General features: G+C 67.7%; 14 protein-coding genes. 12 read left to right on the top strand and 2 right to left on the bottom strand.

Annotation, left to right across the window (positions count from 1 at the left end):
- Window positions 1–7: 7 nt before the first annotated feature.
- Both KF941_RS13405 and KF941_RS13400 read right to left on the bottom strand, forming a co-directional pair.
- The gene (locus KF941_RS13405; protein WP_036749867.1) at window positions 8–478 is read right to left on the bottom strand and encodes a MarR family transcriptional regulator; all 471 of its coding nucleotides are present in this window, start codon (window positions 476–478) and stop codon (window positions 8–10) included.
- Between the two features lie 112 nt (window positions 479–590).
- The gene (locus KF941_RS13400; protein ID WP_214273563.1) at window positions 591–1,517 is read right to left on the bottom strand and encodes a LytTR family DNA-binding domain-containing protein; all 927 of its coding nucleotides are present in this window, start codon (window positions 1,515–1,517) and stop codon (window positions 591–593) included.
- A 618-nt stretch (window positions 1,518–2,135) separates the two neighbouring features.
- Between KF941_RS13400 and KF941_RS28355 the strand changes: the two genes are divergently transcribed.
- The 12 genes from KF941_RS28355 (at window position 2,136) to doeA (ending at window position 17,052) form a co-directional block, all read left to right on the top strand.
- The gene (locus KF941_RS28355; RefSeq protein WP_214273562.1) at window positions 2,136–7,100 is read left to right on the top strand and encodes a Hint domain-containing protein; all 4,965 of its coding nucleotides are present in this window, start codon (window positions 2,136–2,138) and stop codon (window positions 7,098–7,100) included.
- 347 nt (window positions 7,101–7,447) lie between these two features.
- Window positions 7,448–7,873: a hypothetical protein gene (locus KF941_RS13390; RefSeq protein WP_116221830.1), complete on the top strand. Its 426-nt coding sequence runs from the start codon at window positions 7,448–7,450 to the stop codon at window positions 7,871–7,873.
- A 12-nt stretch (window positions 7,874–7,885) separates the two neighbouring features.
- Complete coding sequence (locus KF941_RS13385) at window positions 7,886–8,194, top strand: hypothetical protein (protein ID WP_072463003.1); 309 nt, start codon at window positions 7,886–7,888, stop codon at window positions 8,192–8,194.
- A gap of 513 nt (window positions 8,195–8,707) precedes the next feature.
- On the top strand, window positions 8,708–10,093 hold the full coding sequence (locus KF941_RS13380; RefSeq protein ID WP_036749858.1) for a PLP-dependent aminotransferase family protein: 1,386 nt from the start codon (window positions 8,708–8,710) through the stop codon (window positions 10,091–10,093).
- A 97-nt stretch (window positions 10,094–10,190) separates the two neighbouring features.
- Window positions 10,191–10,976: an ectoine/hydroxyectoine ABC transporter ATP-binding protein EhuA gene (gene ehuA, locus KF941_RS13375; RefSeq protein WP_072463004.1), complete on the top strand. Its 786-nt coding sequence runs from the start codon at window positions 10,191–10,193 to the stop codon at window positions 10,974–10,976.
- A 23-nt stretch (window positions 10,977–10,999) separates the two neighbouring features.
- Window positions 11,000–11,821, top strand: coding sequence for an ectoine/hydroxyectoine ABC transporter substrate-binding protein EhuB (ehuB, locus tag KF941_RS13370; RefSeq protein WP_036749852.1), 822 nt, complete (start codon window positions 11,000–11,002; stop codon window positions 11,819–11,821).
- A 59-nt stretch (window positions 11,822–11,880) separates the two neighbouring features.
- Window positions 11,881–12,537 carry an ectoine/hydroxyectoine ABC transporter permease subunit EhuC gene (gene ehuC / locus KF941_RS13365; protein ID WP_036749849.1) on the top strand — a complete coding sequence of 219 codons (657 nt, stop codon included), beginning with the start codon at window positions 11,881–11,883 and terminating at the stop codon, window positions 12,535–12,537.
- A gap of 1 nt (window position 12,538) precedes the next feature.
- Window positions 12,539–13,198 (top strand): ectoine/hydroxyectoine ABC transporter permease subunit EhuD, encoded by a 660-nt coding sequence (gene ehuD / locus KF941_RS13360; protein ID WP_214273561.1) that lies wholly within the window; start codon window positions 12,539–12,541, stop codon window positions 13,196–13,198.
- Window positions 13,195–13,938, top strand: a complete 744-nt coding sequence (locus KF941_RS13355) for an aspartate/glutamate racemase family protein (RefSeq protein WP_214273560.1) — start codon at window positions 13,195–13,197, stop codon at window positions 13,936–13,938. The genes ehuD and KF941_RS13355 overlap by 4 nt, the downstream gene beginning before the upstream one ends.
- Complete coding sequence (gene eutB / locus KF941_RS13350; RefSeq protein WP_214273559.1) at window positions 13,935–14,885, top strand: hydroxyectoine utilization dehydratase EutB; 951 nt, start codon at window positions 13,935–13,937, stop codon at window positions 14,883–14,885. Before KF941_RS13355 ends, eutB begins: the two co-directional genes overlap by 4 nt.
- A complete protein-coding gene (locus KF941_RS13345) occupies window positions 14,882–15,859 on the top strand; it encodes a cyclodeaminase (protein ID WP_072463009.1) in 978 nt (325 codons plus the stop codon). Before eutB ends, KF941_RS13345 begins: the two co-directional genes overlap by 4 nt.
- An 11-nt stretch (window positions 15,860–15,870) precedes the next feature.
- Window positions 15,871–17,052, top strand: a complete 1,182-nt coding sequence (gene doeA / locus KF941_RS13340; RefSeq protein WP_214273558.1) for an ectoine hydrolase DoeA — start codon at window positions 15,871–15,873, stop codon at window positions 17,050–17,052.
- Window positions 17,053–17,056 lie beyond the last annotated feature (4 nt).

Raw genomic sequence — 17,056 nt, 5'->3', positions numbered from 1 at the left:
CCGCCGGTCAGCGGTAAAGCCGGTTCAGCACCCGCACCAGGTCATAGGCCTCGTCCGTGGTCAGGGCGGGGGCGAAGGCGGAGCGGATCTTGTCGGCATAGATCTGCCAGATCCGTGCCGGCAGGCCCCTGCCCGCCTCGGCGATGTAAAGGATCTGCCCGCGCCCGGCGCCACCCGCCGCGGCGCGCCGGATCAGGCCCGCCTTCTCGATCCGGGCGACATGGCGCGACAGCGCATATTGCGGCACGAACAGCCGCCGCTCCAGCACCTGCATCTGCACGCCGGCCTCGCCCGCCTCCTCGGTGGCCAGCAGGATCTCGTACCAGATCGGGTCGGCGATGCCGACCTCGCGCAGCGCCTTCTCGATCTGCGGCATCAGGGTGCGATGGATGCGCAGGATGGCGAAGAAGACCCGGTTATAGGCGGTCCGCGGGTCGTCGTCGCCGAATTGCGGCTGGGCGTCGGAGTTGGTCGTCACGGTCAGGGCAAGCTCCCGGAGGAATGGCGTCGGCTGCCCCTGCCTAGTCGAGAACACGGGGCCATGCCAACCGCCCCCTTCCCGCGCCGGGCCCGGCCCGCGGGCGCCCGCATCAGCCCTGGCCCGTCGCCTGCCGCCGCGCCGCAAAGGCCGCCTCCAGCCGCTTGCGGTGGGCGCGGGGCACGGTGACGGTGGTCCCGTTCCACAGCGTCAGCAGCAGCCGGCTGTCGGGCAGGGGCGCATGCTCGACGATGGCGTCGTAGCTCAGCCAATAAGAGCGATGCACCCGCATCCCCGCATCCTCGGGCAGTTGCGTGACCGCGTCCGACAGGCGATAGCGCACCAGCACCTCCTGCTCCTTGGTGACGACGCGGATGTAATGTTCCTCGGCCCGAATCAGCCGCAGGGCGGTGACGGGCCAGCTGTAGCTGCCGAATCGCACCGCGCGGGGCGGAGGCGGCACCGGCGGCTGCGGCGGCCGCGGCGGCTGCCGCAGTATCGGCACCGGCAGGTGACGCGTCATCGGCGCCGGCAGCGGTGCAGCCTGCGGCGCCGCGGGCGGCTGCGGGGCGGGCGGCTGCAGCACGACCTGCGGCGGCCTGGGCGGCGCCTCGGCCGGGTCGGCCGCGACCCGCAGCTCGGCCGCGGCCGGCGCTTCGCGTTGGGACTGGAGCTGGGTGGCCTGGATGAAAACCTTAGTATGCGGCAGCACGAAGATCGAGAACAGGATTTCCAGGTTCAGGATGACGAAATAGATCAGCACGAACTCTTCCGTCAGCGGCCTGAAGTTGGACCAGACCGGGCCGACCATGATCGGGTTGTAGACCCGCGCGAATCCCAGCGTCGCCAGCAGGGCGATCAGGGTGATCAACGGCACCGGCACGATCAGCCGCGGCCAGCGGCGGCAACACTTTTCTATCAGCAGCAATGTCCCGACCAGGATGCAGTAAAAGAACAGGGCCATGGCGGAAAACACGATCACGAACTCCCACCACGGCGGCGACGGCTGAAGCTGCACCGGGTAAAGATAGGTGATCAAGACGCTGGAAATCCCAAAATAGATCAGGAAATGCTGATCTGTCATTAGACGCCAAATCTGAATCGGCGTAAGCGAAAGCCTCCGCCCCGTCACCAAGACGAAATTGATCTGGGAATCGGCCGCCCGGCCGTTTCGCATGCTCCGTGCCGATCGATCCGCATTCGGCATGTCCGTCGTCACCCGGCCCGTTTTCTCATGAGTCATGGGGCGGCTGTTTAACCCATTTGTGCCGGCACTCAACCTATAGGCAGATTCGGCTGGGACCTGAGCCGGGGTCTTGGCCGGATTCGCAAGGGGATTCGCACCCGAATCTCTGGCGGCACCGTCGTTTGACGACAAGAGGCGGGACATCTTTCACCAGCATATACCATTTCACGTCACATGAACTGTAGCAGAAGAGTCTTTACCTACCGTTACCGTCATTCCATGACAATCGAACTGCAATCGGCGACATTTTAGTCATTCGGTATGTCGATCCACGGCTTCGCGCTGGGAAGCCCGCCCCCCCTCCGCTAGCAAGTTTTCATCATAGGCTGGACGCATTCCGAATGCGGCCGGCTTTCACCGTGAAGCTGGTTGGAGCCCTGCCAAGCACGGGACATCATGGAGATTTGATTTATGGCTAATTGCACTTCCGGCCTCGTGACCAATGGCGTAACCATCAGACAAGTGCTTATGAATGCTGGCGCTGCGGGAGATCAGACCCATGGGGCCTCCCTCGATCTGGACAAGGATGGCGTTTACAGCAACTCGGACGAGTTCGTTCAGATTTCCAACTTTTCCAATGCGCAGGTGGACATCTCCGGCTGGCAGATCTGGGCGTCGAAAGACAACAGCGGTGCCGATGGCAACCTGTATCACACCTTCCCGCCCGGCACCTACCTGGCCCCCGGCGCGTCGCTCTATGTGATCACGGAATACGCCGGCACTCCGCCCCTGGGCGTCGTCGAGGCGAATGGCTTGGTCAACGCCACCAACACGACCAATGCCCTATACGACGGCGACTACGGCGAGATCGCCCTGGTCAACACGACGAACCCGGCGAACATCGAATATGTCCAGTTCACCTTTGCCACGGCGAATCCCGACGACGTAACAAAATACGCCGGTTTTCCGAAAAATTCGGATGGCACGGCGGCCGCCCGCGTCACGGGCGATCCTCTCTCCCAAGATGCCAGCCCCGATATCCTCCAAGGATATATCATGGGGGCCCAGCGCACCTCTATTATGAACACTTCCCCAAACAACGGCCAGAGCATCACCTACGATCCTGAAAAGGGCGAGGTGGGCTATATCAACGGTGCCGCCGATTTTCCGGGAGTCACGACGAATCAGGCCGGTATCGACCTGAATGGCATCACCTTCTACGAGATCATGCCCGACAACAATGCCGGCTCCTACCGATTCGACGTCGATGGCGATGGCAAGGTGACGGCCGCGGACCAATACGCTTCCTTCGTGAATACGACCAACGCAGCGGTTGATATCAGCGGTTACGAAGTCTGGTCGACCACGCAGCCTGGTGGCGACACCACGGTTTATCTTTATCACAGGTTCGACCCCGGCACCGTTCTTCAGCCCGGCGAGGTTATCTATATCGTCACGGAATACACTGGCGATCCTTCCTTGCGCGCTGAAAGGATCGTCGAGTCGAATGCAACCATTGCCACGGATAGCTCTGAGCTGCTCCGGGCCTATACGGACGGCGAGATCGCGCTGGTCAACCCCGCCGCAGGCGGTAACTACATCCATTTCACCTGGGACAAGACCCCGGCAAACCTTTCTGCGCAAGCGACCTTTCCCGGCACCACGAATCTGGGCACGATTACCGCTACGGCCTCGTATTATAACGGCAACGAGCCGACCAACTCCGATGCTTACCGATATGACCACAACACCGGCTTTGTAACCGAGCATCCGCAGCAGGCAGCGCTGGCGGTTGGCGGCAATCCACCAGTCGGCCCCGACGGAATCGTGGATGGCACCCCCGGCAACGACAGCATGGGCCCCGGCTATCGCGACGCCCAGGGCGATGAGATCGACGCCGGCGGCGGGACGGACGATGTCATCAATGCGGGTGCGGGCGACGATACCGTTAACGGCGGCGAGGGCAACGACACCATCGAAGGCGGGGAAGGCAACGACCAGCTGAACGGTGGTTACGGCGACGATCTGCTGGACGGCGGCGATGGGGACGACACACTGATCGGCTGGGGCGGCAACGACGTCCTTGTCGGCGGCATGGGCGACGACTCGCTGGACGGCGGCGCGGATAACGACCTCCTGGACGGCGGCGAGGGCGACGATACCTTGCTTGGCGGCGATGGCGACGACCAGCTCGAGGGCGGCGAGGGGGCGGATTCCCTCCACGGCGGGCACGGCAACGACAGCCTGGAGGGCGGCGAGGGCCACGATACCCTGGTCGGCTGGGGCGGAAGCGACACCCTTGTCGGCGGCCTGGGCGACGACTCGCTGGACGGTGGCGCCGATGACGACGTCCTGGAAGGAGGCGAGGGTAACGACACCCTATTCGGCGGCGATGAGAACGACCTGCTCGATGGTGGCGAGGGGGATGATTCCCTCCACGGCGGCCATGGCGACGACAGGCTGCTGGGCGGCGCCGGCAGCGATACCCTGGTCGGCTGGGGCGGAAGCGACACCCTGGTCGGCGGCCTGGGCAACGACTCGCTGGACGGTGGCGCCGATGACGACGTCCTGGAAGGCGGCGAGGGCAACGATACCCTGTTCGGCGGCGATGAGAACGACCTGCTCGACGGCGGCACCGGGGACGATTCCCTGCTGGGCGGAAACGGCAACGACACCCTGCTGGGCGGTGCGGGTAACGATGCCCTCGACGGCAGCTACGGCGACGACCGCCTGGAGGGCGGCGAGGGTAACGACACCCTGTCCGGCGGCGATGAAAACGACCTGCTCGATGGCGGGGCCGGGGATGACTCCCTGCTCGGCGGGTTCGGCAACGACACCCTGTTGGGTGGCGCGGGCAGCGATACCCTCGACGGCGGCCATGGCGACGACCGCCTGGAGGGCGGCGAGGACAACGATACCCTGATCGGCTGGGGCGGAAGCGACACCCTGGTCGGCGGCCTGGGCGACGACTCGCTGGAAGGTGGCGCCGATGACGACGTCCTGGAAGGCGGCGAGGGCAACGATACCCTGTTCGGCGGCGATGAGAACGACCTGCTCGACGGCGGCACCGGGGACGATTCCCTGCTGGGCGGAAACGGCAACGACACCCTTCTGGGCGGCGCGGGCAGCGATGCGCTCGACGGCGGCCATGGCGACGACCGCCTGGAGGGCGGCGAGGGCAACGATACCCTGATCGGCTGGGGCGACAAGGACACCCTGATCGGCGGCCTGGGCGACGACTCGCTGCACGGTGGCGCGGATGACGACCTTCTGGAAGGCAGCGAGGGCCACGACACGCTGCTTGGTGGCGATGGCAACGATACCTTGCTTGGCGGCGAAGGCGACGACCGGCTCGATGGTGGCAAGGGGGATGATTCCCTCCACGGCGGCTACGGCAACGATGCCCTGGAGAGCGGAGACGGCAACGACACGCTGATCGGATGGGGCGGCAACGACACCCTGGTCGGCGGCCTGGGAGACGACTCGCTGGACGGCGGCGCCGATGACGACGTCCTGGACGGCGGCGACGGAAACGACACCCTGTCCGGCGGCGATGAGAACGACCTGCTCGATGGCGGCGCTGGGGATGACTCCCTGAGCGGTGGATACGGCAACGACACCCTGCTGGGTGGCGCGGGCAGCGATACGCTCAACGGCGGCCATGGCGACGACAGCCTGGAGGGCGGCGAGGACAACGATACCCTGATCGGCTGGGGTGGAAGCGACACCCTGGTCGGCGGCCTGGGAGACGACTCGCTGGACGGTGGCGCCGATAACGACGTCCTGGACGGCGGCGACGGAAACGACTCCCTGTTCGGCGGCGATAGCGACGACACCCTGCTGGGCGGCGCGGGTAACGATACCCTCGACGGCGGCTACGGCGACGACCGCCTGGAGGGCGGCGACGGCAACGATACCCTGATCGGCTGGGGCGGCAAGGACACCCTGATCGGTGGCCTGGGCGACGACTCGCTGCATGGTGGCGCGGATGACGACCATCTGGAAGGCGGCGAGGGCCACGACACGCTGCTTGGTGGCGATGGCAACGATACCCTGCTTGGCGGCGAGGGCGACGACGTGCTCGAGGGCGGCCTGGGCGACGATTCGCTGGTGGCCGGCGAGGGCAAGAACACCCTGGTGGGCGGCGCCGGCAACGACACGCTGATCAGCGGCAACGACGACGACGCGCTTTACGGCGGCGAGGGCAACGATTCCCTTGATGCCGGCCATGGCAACAACCTCATCGATGGCGGGGACGGCGACGACTACCTGATCGGCCGCTCGGAAAACGACACGCTTTATGGTGGCGCCGGCAACGATACGCTGCTTGCCGGCACCGGCGACGACCTCCTGGAGGGCGGCGAGGGCAACGACAGCCTGGAAGCCAGTGCCGGCACCGACACCCTGCTGGGCGGCGGGGGCAACGACACGCTGCATGGCGGGGCCGGCGACGACCTGCTGGATGGTGGGGTCGGCGCCGATAGGCTGACCGGCGGCCAGGGCATCGACCGCTTCGTCGTCGATGCCGGGGGCGACGTGATCACCGATTTCGACGCCAACACCGGCATGGGCGACGGGCAGGCCAACAACAACGAATTCGTCGATCTTGCCGCCTTCTACAACGAGAACACGCTGGCCACCTGGAACGCCGCCAATCCGGGGCAGACCTACAAGAACGCCCTGCATTGGCTGCGCGCGGACCAGGGCGACGGTGTGCTGGATGCGGTCGGCGGGCTGCGCATTCTGGACGGCACCGGCAATGCCGTCCAGGCCGACAAGCTGACCACCGAGAACACCGGCGTCGTCTGCTTCCTGCGCGGCACCCTGATCAAGACCGAGGATGGCGAGGTTCCTGTCGAGAAGCTGGAACCGGGCATGAAGGTGATGACGCTGGACCACGGCTATAAGGAGCTTTCCTGGATCGGCAAGCGCGTGCTGTCGGCCGCGGAACTGGCCGAGCAGCCCAAGCTGCGCCCGATCCGCATCCGCGCCGAGGCCCTGGGCGAGAACCTGCCCGAGCGCGACCTGATCGTCTCGCCCCAGCACCGGGTGCTGCTGCGCTCGGTCGTGGCGCGGCGGATGGTCGGCGAGGCCGAGGTTCTGCTGGCCGCGCGCCATCTGATCGGGCTGGAAGGCGTCGAGGTGGTCGAGGACATGCAGGAGGTGGAATACTGGCACTTCATGTTCGACCGGCACGAGGTGGTCTTCTCGAACGGGGCGCCCACGGAAAGCCTGTTCACCGGCCCCGAGGCGATGAAGGCGCTGGGGGCGGAGGCTCGGGAAGAGATCTTCACGCTCTTCCCGGAACTGGCCGAGCCCGAACGCGAGGTGCCCGTCGCGGCCCGGCTGCTGTTGCGCGGCCGGCAGGGGCGGCACCTGGTGCAGCGCTTGGTCGTCAATGGCAAGCAACCGTTCACCTGGGGCAAGGTGGGCTGATGCCGACCGGGGCGCGGGCCCAGCGCCACGCCCCGGACCATGGCGACCTGGCGGGCGGATGGGACGGAAACAACCGTCGCGCCGACCGCAAGGCCCTGGCGGTGGCCGAGCAGCGCCGACAGGGCCCCAATCACCGAAGCGGCGGGGGCATCTTGCCGCCTGGACCAGGAAGGCCGGCAGCACCGCCCCGCGCGGGGCGGTTCTGGAACGGCTGCACCAAAGCGTCACGGTGCGAACCGGCTGCGGCGCGCTCCTCGCATCGCCTTGCGGCGGAGACCGGCGCGGCGCGGCAGACCGTGGCTGTCACGGAACAGATCCGCAGAGCCGATACGGAACCGGAGGCCGACATGCTTGCAGAACACACCCCCGTCCAGATCCGCCGCAGCGGGGCCATGGTGCCCGTGCAATCCCTGCGCGCCGGAGATGTCCTTTACGACCCGCTGTCCGACGATCATGTCGAGATCCTGGGCATTTTCGGCTGCTGCTCGCTTGAGGCGCAGGGCCTCCTTTTCGGCGTCGCGCAGGGCCGCCTGGGTCCGGGCTGCCCCACGCACGGGCTTGCGCTATCGCGGCGCCGGCCGATCCTGGTTCCGGGAGCGCCGGAGGGGAATGAGGACCAGCCCCGCCTTGGCCCGCCGACCGCCCAGCGGATCGGCATCCCGCTGCCAGAGGACGCCATGCTGTTCGCCATCTTTCCCGAACGCGACCGCTTCATGATGTCCTGCGGGTTCTGCTTGCGCGTCCTGGCGCCCTGTCCATCCCATTTGCATTGAAGGAGCCACCCCATGGAAAAGGTCATGCGCGATGAATTCTGCCGATTCGACAGCGATCACGCGGGCGGCTTTCCGATGGGGACCGTCATCCTTGCGGTTCTGACGGCCCTTGCGGCCGGTGGACTGGCCTGGTGGATGGGCTGGGGGCTGGTATGGATCATCGTCACCTATTGCCTGACCGGCTCGGCGACGTTGGTGGCGCTTGCCTGGCACAACGCGAACCATGTCCCCGGTGATCATGCCGGCTGCTGCGGGCGTCTTTGCGCGGGAGAGGCCGAAGAGCCGGCCCGGCCCGCCGTCGCAGGAAGCCGGTTGCGATAACGCCCCGCAAGCAGGGCCGCGACAGCGGGCGGGCGCCGACTGCGCAACGATACCGCCTGTTGCCTGGCCCGCCAGACGCGCAACGGGGCGCCCCTTGGCCGTCACCCGCAGGCCCTTCGGCAGCCGGGCCTAGGCGCCGGTCGAAAGGGTCCGCCCAACATCAACATGGCTATGCAGTCCGGCGTGCCGCCGCAGCCGGCGCCGTCGTCGCGGCGGGGCTGCATCCCGCCGCATCGGGCACGCGCGCCCCAAGGGCGATGTCCAGATCTTGCGCCTGGCGAACCGCCGGTGTCCGGGACAGGCGGCGGCCCCTCGCTTTTGCCGGGCTGAAATTTGCCTTGGCGATCCCGGAACTTCATGGGCTCGGCCTTTGCCGCAGCCTGAGTTCCCGGTGAGGGTCGAAGGGCGGCGATCCGCCCTTTCAGCCCCCCGAAGGGCAAGACAGCGATTGCGGGGGCGGCGGTGAAATCATAACATTCCTGCCTATCGACAGGATTGCCTTGGTTTTCGCTCATGACAATATGGACCCCCGACCCCAGCGCCTTGCATCGCCCGGCCTATCTTTCCTTGGCCGAGCAATATGCGCGGGCGATCCGCGACGGCCAATTGCCCGCCGGAACCCGCCTGCCGCCCCAGCGCCGGCTGGCCGACGATCTGGGCCTGTCGGTCCAGACCGTCTCGCGCGCCTATGAGGAGCTGATCCGCCGCGGCCTGGTGGTGGGAGAGGTCGGGCGCGGTTCCTTCGTGCTGCCCCCCGGCTCGGAAAATACCCCGCCCTACCTGGCCGAGCGGCTGGGCGAGCTGGTGGACCTGTCGATCCTCAAGCCCGTCACCGAGCGGATGCATGTCGAGACCTTTCGCGAGGGGCTGCATTGGGTCGCCGAGAACCTGCCCGTCCCGGCGGCGCTGTCGTTCCGGCCGAACTCGGTCCTGCCGCAGCACCGGCAGATCGCCGCGGACTGGCTGCGCCGCAAGGGGATCGAGGCGGCGCCCGAAAACATCACCCTCACCGACGGCGCCACATCCGCCATCACCACCGCGGTGATGAGCGCGGTGCCCGCGGGCGGCACGCTGGCCGCCGCCGCGCTGACCCATCACCTGCTGATGCCGCTGTGCAAATACCTGGGCCTGCACCTGGAAGGGCTGCCGGTCGACGAGGACGGCATCGTGCCCGAGGCGCTGGACCACCTGGCGCGCAAGGGCAGCCTGCGCGCGCTTTACATGCAGCCGGCCGCGATCAACCCCATGGCGATCATGAGCAGCGCCGAGCGGCGCGCCGAACTGGCCGCCATCGCCCGCCGCCACGACCTGCTGATCGTCGAGAACGACATGCTGAACGCGATGATCCCGGACCGGCCGCCGCCCATGGCGGTGCTGGCGCCCGAGCGGGTGCTGCATATCAACGGCTTCACCAAGACCACGCTGCCGGGGCTCCGGGTGGCCTGGCTGCTGTCGCCGCCGCGGCTTGCCTCGGCCACCGCCAACCGGCACCTGGTGACGAACTGGATGGCCACCCCCGCCATGGTCGAATTGCTGAGCCATTGGATCGGCGACGGCACCGTGGACCGGCTGATCCTGTGGCAGCGCGAGGCGCTGGCCATCCGCCATGGCATCGCGCGCGAGGTTCTGGGCGCGGCCCCCTTCCGCAGCCATCCGCAAAGCCTGCACATCTGGCTGGAACTGCCCCCCGGCCGCGACGAAGAGGAATTCGTGGCCCAGGCCCGCCAGCGCGGCGTCGCCGTCGCCTCGGGCCGCGCCTTCCGGCTGAGCGAGCGGGGCCGGCGCGACGCAGTGCGAATCGCGCTGGGTTCGACCGGGACGGAAGAGCTGCGCCGCGGCCTTGCCCTGGTGGCCGAAACCCTGGGCGGCAGCGCGGAACCCCTGCTGCCGCTGATTTGACAGGCAGATTGCCCCGGAAAATTGTCATGATATTATTTAAATATTGACCTGATTTAATCTCGCTGCAAAGTTCCTCTGGACAGCAAGGGGGACGCTCTTGGACCAGCCGATCATTCGCATCCAGAACCTGCGAAAGTCCTTCGGGACGCTGACCGTCATCGACGGGCTGAACTTCGACGTGATGAAGGGCGAAAAGCTGGCGCTGATCGGCCCCTCGGGCTCGGGCAAGACCACCATCCTGCGCATCCTGATGACGCTGGAGGACATCTCGGGCGGGCGCATCGAGGTCTGCGGCGAGCCGCTTTACCACATGCAGCGGAACGGCGCCGAGGTGCCGGCGGACGAGGCGCATCTGCACAGGATGCGCCGCCATATCGGCATGGTCTTCCAGCATTTCAACCTGTTCCCGCACAAGTCGGTCTTGCAGAACATCACGCTGGCGCCGATGCTGACCAAGGGCGAGGCCCGCGCCGCGGCCGACAAGAGGGCGCGCGACCTGCTGGACATGGTCGGGCTGGCCGACAAGGCGGATTACATGCCAAGCCAGCTTTCCGGCGGCCAGAAGCAGCGCGTCGCCATCGCCCGCGCCCTGGCCTTGCAGCCGCAGATCATGCTGTTCGACGAGGTGACTTCGGCGCTCGACCCCGAACTGGTCGAGGAAGTGCTGGAGGTGATGAAGCGCCTGGCCGCCGAGACCGACATGACCATGCTTCTGGTCACGCATGAGATGGGCTTCGCCCGTGATTTCGCCGACCGCGTCCTGTTCTTCGACAAGGGCCGCATCGTCGAACAGGGCCCGCCTGCCCAGCTATTCACCGCGCCGCAAGAGGACCGCACGAAGTCCTTCCTGCGCAAGATCATCGCCGCCGGACAGCGCGTGTGATGCCAACCCGACAGGAGAGAACGATGAAGAAATGCCTGATTGCCGTGGCCTTGCTGGCCGCACCGCTGCCCGCCATGGCCGACAAGCTGGAAGACCTGCAAAAGCAGGGCTATGTCCGCATCGCCATCGGCAACGAGCCGCCCTATACCGCCGTCGCCTCGGACGGCAAGGTCTCGGGCGCGGCGCCGGACGTGGCGCGCGCGGTGTTCGAAAAGCTGGGGATCAAGGACCTAGAGGCCTCGATCGCCGAATATGGCGCGATGATCCCCAGCCTGCAGGCCGGCCGCGTCGATGCGATCACCGCGGGCCTGTTCATGAAGCCAGAGCGCTGCAACGCGGTCGCCTATTCCCAGCCGATCCTGTGCGATGCCGAGGCGCTGCTGGTGCCCAAGGGCAATCCCAAGGGCTTCAAGTCCTATGCCGACATCGCCAATGACGCCTCGGCCAGGATGGGCGCCCCCGGCGGCGGGACCGAGGAAAAGCTGGCACTGGATGCCGGCGTGCCGCGCGACCGGCTGGTCGTGGTGCCCGACCCGCAATCGGGGCTGAAGATGGTGCAGGACGGCCGCATCGACGCCTATTCGCTGCCGGTCCTGTCGCTGAACGACCTGCTGGCGAAATCGGGCGACGCCAACCTGGAAGTCTTTGCCCCGGTCGAGGGCGCCCCGGTCTATTGCGACGGCGCCGCCTTCAACAAGAAGGACACCGCGCTGCGCGACGCCTTCGACGTGGAACTGGCCAAGCTGAAGGAATCGGGCGAATTCGCCCAGATCGTCGAGCCCTACGGCTTCTCGGCGGCCGCGGCCATGTCCACCACCCGCGACGCGCTCTGCGCCGCGCAGTAATATCCGGGGCGGGGGCCGACCCCGCCCATCCCGACAACGGCAAAGGCAGGCTTCGGCGCATGGGCGACTGGGCAGGATATCTGACACTCATCCTTATGGGGGCCTGGGTCACGGTCAAGCTGACCCTGATGGGTTCGGCATTGGCGTTGGTCGTGGCCTTCATCGCCGGGCTCGGCCGCATCTCGCGCCACGCCTGGGTCCGCTGGCTCGCGACCGCCTATATCGAGTTCTTCCGCGGCACCTCGATCTTCGTGCAGCTGTTCTGGATCTATTTCGTGCTGCCGATGACCGGCGCGGAACTGACGCCGATGCAGGCCGGGGTGATGGCCCTTGGGCTGAACGTCGGCGCCTATGGGGCCGAGGTGGTGCGCGGCGCCATCCTGGCCGTGCCGCGCGACCAGCACGAGGCCTGCGTCGCCGTCAACCTGACCCGGTTCCAGCGCATGCGCCACGTCATCCTGCCCCAAGCGCTGCCCTTGATGCTGCCGACCTTCGGCAACAACGCCATCGAGCTTTTGAAGGCTACCTCGGTCGTGTCGCTGATCTCGCTGTCGGACATGACCTTCCAGGCGCAGGTGGTGCGGTCGCAGACCGGCAGCACGCTGATGCCCTTCGTCACCATCCTGCTGCTGTATTTCGCCATGTCCTCGGCGCTTTCCTTCGGCATGCGCCGGCTGGAGCGGCGGGTGACGCGCGGCCTGGACGGGGTACGCTGAGATGGAATGGGATTGGGATTTCGCCTGGTCGATCATGCCGACCCTGCTGGCCGGGTTTCGGATCACCCTGGTCGCCACCGCGCTTGGCGCCGTGGTCGCTGCCGTGCTGGGGCTGGTCTTCGCCATCCTGCGCCGCTCGGCCAACCGCACCGTCGCCCGCACCACCGGCTTCGTGGTCGAGTTCATCCGCGGCACGCCGCTGCTGGTGCAGCTTTACTTCATCTTCTACGTGCTGCCCGACCTGGGGCTGCGCCTGCCGGCACTGACTGCGGGCGTGATCGGCATGGGCCTGCATTACGCCACCTATGCCGCCGAGGTCTATCGCGGCGGCATCGAGGCGGTGCCCCGCGGGCAATGGGAGGCAGCCAAGGCCACCAACCTGACCCCGCGCCAGACCTGGCTGCACGTGGTGCTGCCGCAGGCGGTGCCGCCGATGATCCCGGCGATGGCCAATTATCTGCTGGCCATGTTCAAGGAAACGCCGCTGCTGTCGGCCATCACCGTGCTTGAGCTGATGAACCAGGCCAAGTCGGTGGCCAACAGCTCCTATCGCTATGTCGAGCCGATGACGCTGGTCGGCGTGATGTTCCTGGTCGTCAGCCTGATCTCGGTGGTGGCGCTGCGCTGGCTGGAACGCCGTTATGGGAGGATTTCGCGGTGACTGTCCTGTCCGTTCCGGTCGCGCTGGACGACCGCCCCCTGCCCCGCCGCCTGGGCCTGGTGACGCTGGCGACCGACCACACGACCGAGGTCGATTTCGCCGCCCTGCCGGCGCATGGCGTGGGCGTCTATGCCACCCGCATCCCCTTTGCCAACCCGGTGACGCCCGAGACGCTGGCCGCCATGGCCAAGGACGTGACCGCGGCGGCGGCGCTGATCCTGCCGGAGGAGGATCTGGATGCGGTGGTCTACAGCTGCACCTCGGCCTCGGTGGTGATCGGCGACCAGGCGGTGCGCGACGCGATCCGGCTGGGCAAGCCCTCGGCGGAACCGATCACGCCGATCTCGGCCGGCTTCGCGGCGCTGCGGGCGCTGGGGGCGGACAGGATCACCCTGCTGACGCCCTATACCCCGCGCACCACCCGGCCGATGGCGGAATGCTTCGAGGCCGGCGGCTTTGCCCTGCAGGGCGTCTCTTGCCTGAACCTGACCGATGATCGCGAGATGGCGCGGATCTCGCACGCCACCATCATCGAGGCGGCGCGCGCCGCGCTGGTGCCGGGCAGCCAGGCGCTGTTCATCGCCTGCACCGCCGTGCGTGCTTGCGCGATCATCGACCGGATCGAGGATGCGGTCGGCGTGCCCGTGGTCTCGGCCAATTCCGCGACGCTCTGGGCCGCGGCGCGGGCCTGCGACGTGACCGGACCGGTGGCTCCGGGCCAGTTGATGAGGCTGGCATGACCGTGACGCTGGACGACATCCGCGCCGCCGCCGAACGCATCCGCGGCCATGTGATCGAAACGCCGCTGGTCCGCGACAAGGCGCTGTCGGCGCGGCTGGGCCAGCCGGTCTGGCTGAAATGCGAATATCGCCAGACCACCGGCGCCTTCAAGCTGCGCGGGGCGACCAATGCGATCCTGTCGCTGCCGCCCGAGGCGCTGGCGCGCGGCGTCGTCACCGCCTCGACCGGCAACCATGGCCGGGCGCTGGCCCATGCCGCCCGCGCGCTGGACGTGCCGGCCACCGTCTGCCTGTCGCGGCTGGTGCCGGGCAACAAGGTGCAGGCGATCCGAGATCTGGGGGCAGAGGTCCGCATCACCGGCGCCAGCCAGGACGAGGCCATGGCCGAGGTCGCCCGCGCCGTGGCGCAGGAAGGCATGACCGCGATCCCGCCCTTCGACCACAAGGCGGTGGTGGCGGGCCAGGGCACCATCGGCCTGGAAATCGGCACGCCGGAAACGGTGCTGGTGCCGCTGTCCGGCGGTGGCCTTGCCGCCGGGGTCGCGGTGGCGATCAAGGCGCTGGCCCCCGGCACGCGGGTCATCGGCCTGACCATGGAAAACGGCGCCGCCATGGCCGCGAGCCTGGCCGCCGGCCATCCGGTCGAGGTCGCGGAAACCGCCAGCCTGGCCGACAGCCTGGGCGGCGGCATCGGCTTGCAGAACCGCGTGACCTTCGCGCTCTGCCGCGCGTTGCTGGACGATGTGATCCTGCTGACCGAGGCCGAGATCGCCCAGGGCATCCGCCATCTCGGCCGCGCCGGCCATGTCGTCGAGGGTGCGGCCAGCGTCGGCACCGCCGCGCTGCTGGCGGGCAAGGTCGTCCCGCAGGGCCCGACCGTCTGCATCCTTTCCGGCGCGAATATCGACCCCGCGCTGCACGCGCGCATCATGGCGGAGGCCGCATGAGACCGCCCGTGACCATCCTGACCGAGACCGATCTGCGCGCCCTGGTGCCGCTGGACGCCGAGGCCGTGGCCTGCATCCGCGACGCCTTCGTGGCGCTGGCGACCAAGGCGGTGGCGATGCCGCCGATCCTGCGCCTGGACATCCCCGAACACCGGGGCGAGGTCGATGTGAAGACCGCCTATGTCCCCGGCCTCACGCATTTCGCGATCAAGATCTCGCCCGGCTTCTTCGGCAACCCGGCGCTTGGCCTGCCCTCGACCAACGGCATGATGGTGGTGCTGTCCGCAACGACCGGGCTGGTCGAGGCGCTGCTGCTGGACAACGGCTATCTGACCGACGTGCGCACCGCCGCCGCCGGGGCGGTGGCCGCCGATGCGCTGGCCCGGCCGGACGCGGCGACGGCGGCGATCCTGGGCGCCGGGATGCAGGCGCGGATGCAGCTGCAGGCGCTGGCGCTGGTGCGGCCGCTGGCCGGCGCGCGGGTCTGGGCGCGCGATCCCGCCAAGGCGCAAGCCTTCGCGGCCGAGATGGCCGCCGCCCTGCGCATTCCGGTGATCGCCGCCGCGACTGTGGCCGGGGCTGCGCGCGGCGCAGATCTGGTAGTCACGACCACGCCCGCGGAAAAGCCCATCCTGGCCGCCGCCGATGTGGCGCCCGGCACCCATGTCACCGCCATGGGCTCGGATGCCCAGCACAAGAACGAGATCGCGCCGGACCTGATCGAGCGTGCCCATTACGTCGCCGATCGCCTGTCGCAGACCCGCGAGCTGGGGGAACTCCACCACGCGCCGCTGGCCGGGCAGGATTTCCCCGAGCTGGGCCAGATCCTGGCAGGGCAGCGCCCCGGCCGGACCAGCCCCGAACAGATCACCCTGGCCGACCTGACCGGCACGGGCATCCAGGACACCGCCATCGCCACCCTGGCGCTTGCCCGCGCGGGCAAGGCCGGGGCCGGCCGCAGCTTCACCCTGTAAGAGAAACCGCCATGACAGACGTCGCATTGAAGTTCACCCGCGAGGAATATGCCGACCGCCTCGCCAAGACCCGCCGGGCGATGGACAAGGCGGGGGTCGATCTGCTGATCGTCACCGATCCGTCGAACATGAACTGGCTGACCGGCTATGACGGCTGGTCCTTCTATGTCCATCAATGCGTCGTGGTGCCGCCGGATGGCGAGCCGATCTGGTATGGCCGCGGACAGGACGCGAACGGCGCGAAGCTGACGGCCTATCTGAAGCCCGACAACATCATCGGCTATCCCGACCATTACGTGCAGAACCCCCAGATGCACCCGATGGACTACCTGTCCGGCATCCTGCGGGACCGCGGCTGGGGCGCGAAGCGCATCGGGGTCGAGATGGACAATTACTGGTTCACCGCCGCCGCCTTTGCCAGCCTGACCCGGAACCTGCCCGACGCGACGCTCAGCGATTGCACGGCGCTGGTGAACTGGCAGCGCGCGGTGAAATCGCCGCAGGAGATCGCCTATATGCGCAACGCCGCCCGCATCGTCGAGGCGATGCACGCCCGCATCCTCGACAAGGTGCAGGTCGGGATGCGCAAATGCGACCTGGTCGCCGAGATCTACGACGCCGGCACCCGCGGCGTGGACGGGATCGGCGGCGACTATCCGGCCATCGTGCCGCTGCTGCCCTCGGGGCGCGATGCCTCGGCGCCGCACCTGACCTGGGACGACAGGCCGATGAAGGCCGGCGAAGGCACCTTCTTCGAGATCGCCGGCTGCTATCACCGCTATCACGTCCCGCTGTCGCGCACGGTGTTCCTGGGCCAGCCGACGCAAGCCTTCCTGGACGCCGAAAAGGCCACGCTGGAGGGGATGGAGGCCGGGCTGGCCGCCGCGAAGCCCGGCAACACCTGCGAGGACATCGCCAAGGGTTTCTTCGACGTGCTGGCGAAATACGGCATCGTCAAGGACAACCGCACCGGCTACGGCATCGGCGTCAGCTATCCCCCGGACTGGGGCGAGCGCACCATGTCCCTGCGCCCCGGCGACCGCACCGTGCTGCAACCCGGCATGACCTTCCATTTCATGACCGGGCTCTGGCTCGAGGACATGGGGCTGGAGATCACCGAGTCGATCCTGATCACCGAGACCGGCGTGGAATGCCTTGCCGATGTCCCGCGCCAGCTGTTCGTGAAGGACTAGCGCC

The sequence above is a fragment of the Paracoccus sp. pheM1 genome (assembly GCF_018499825.1).
Lineage (GTDB): Bacteria > Pseudomonadota > Alphaproteobacteria > Rhodobacterales > Rhodobacteraceae > Paracoccus > Paracoccus versutus.
Note: the sequence above shows the minus strand (reverse complement) of the source record. Positions and strands in the feature narration are given on the sequence as shown.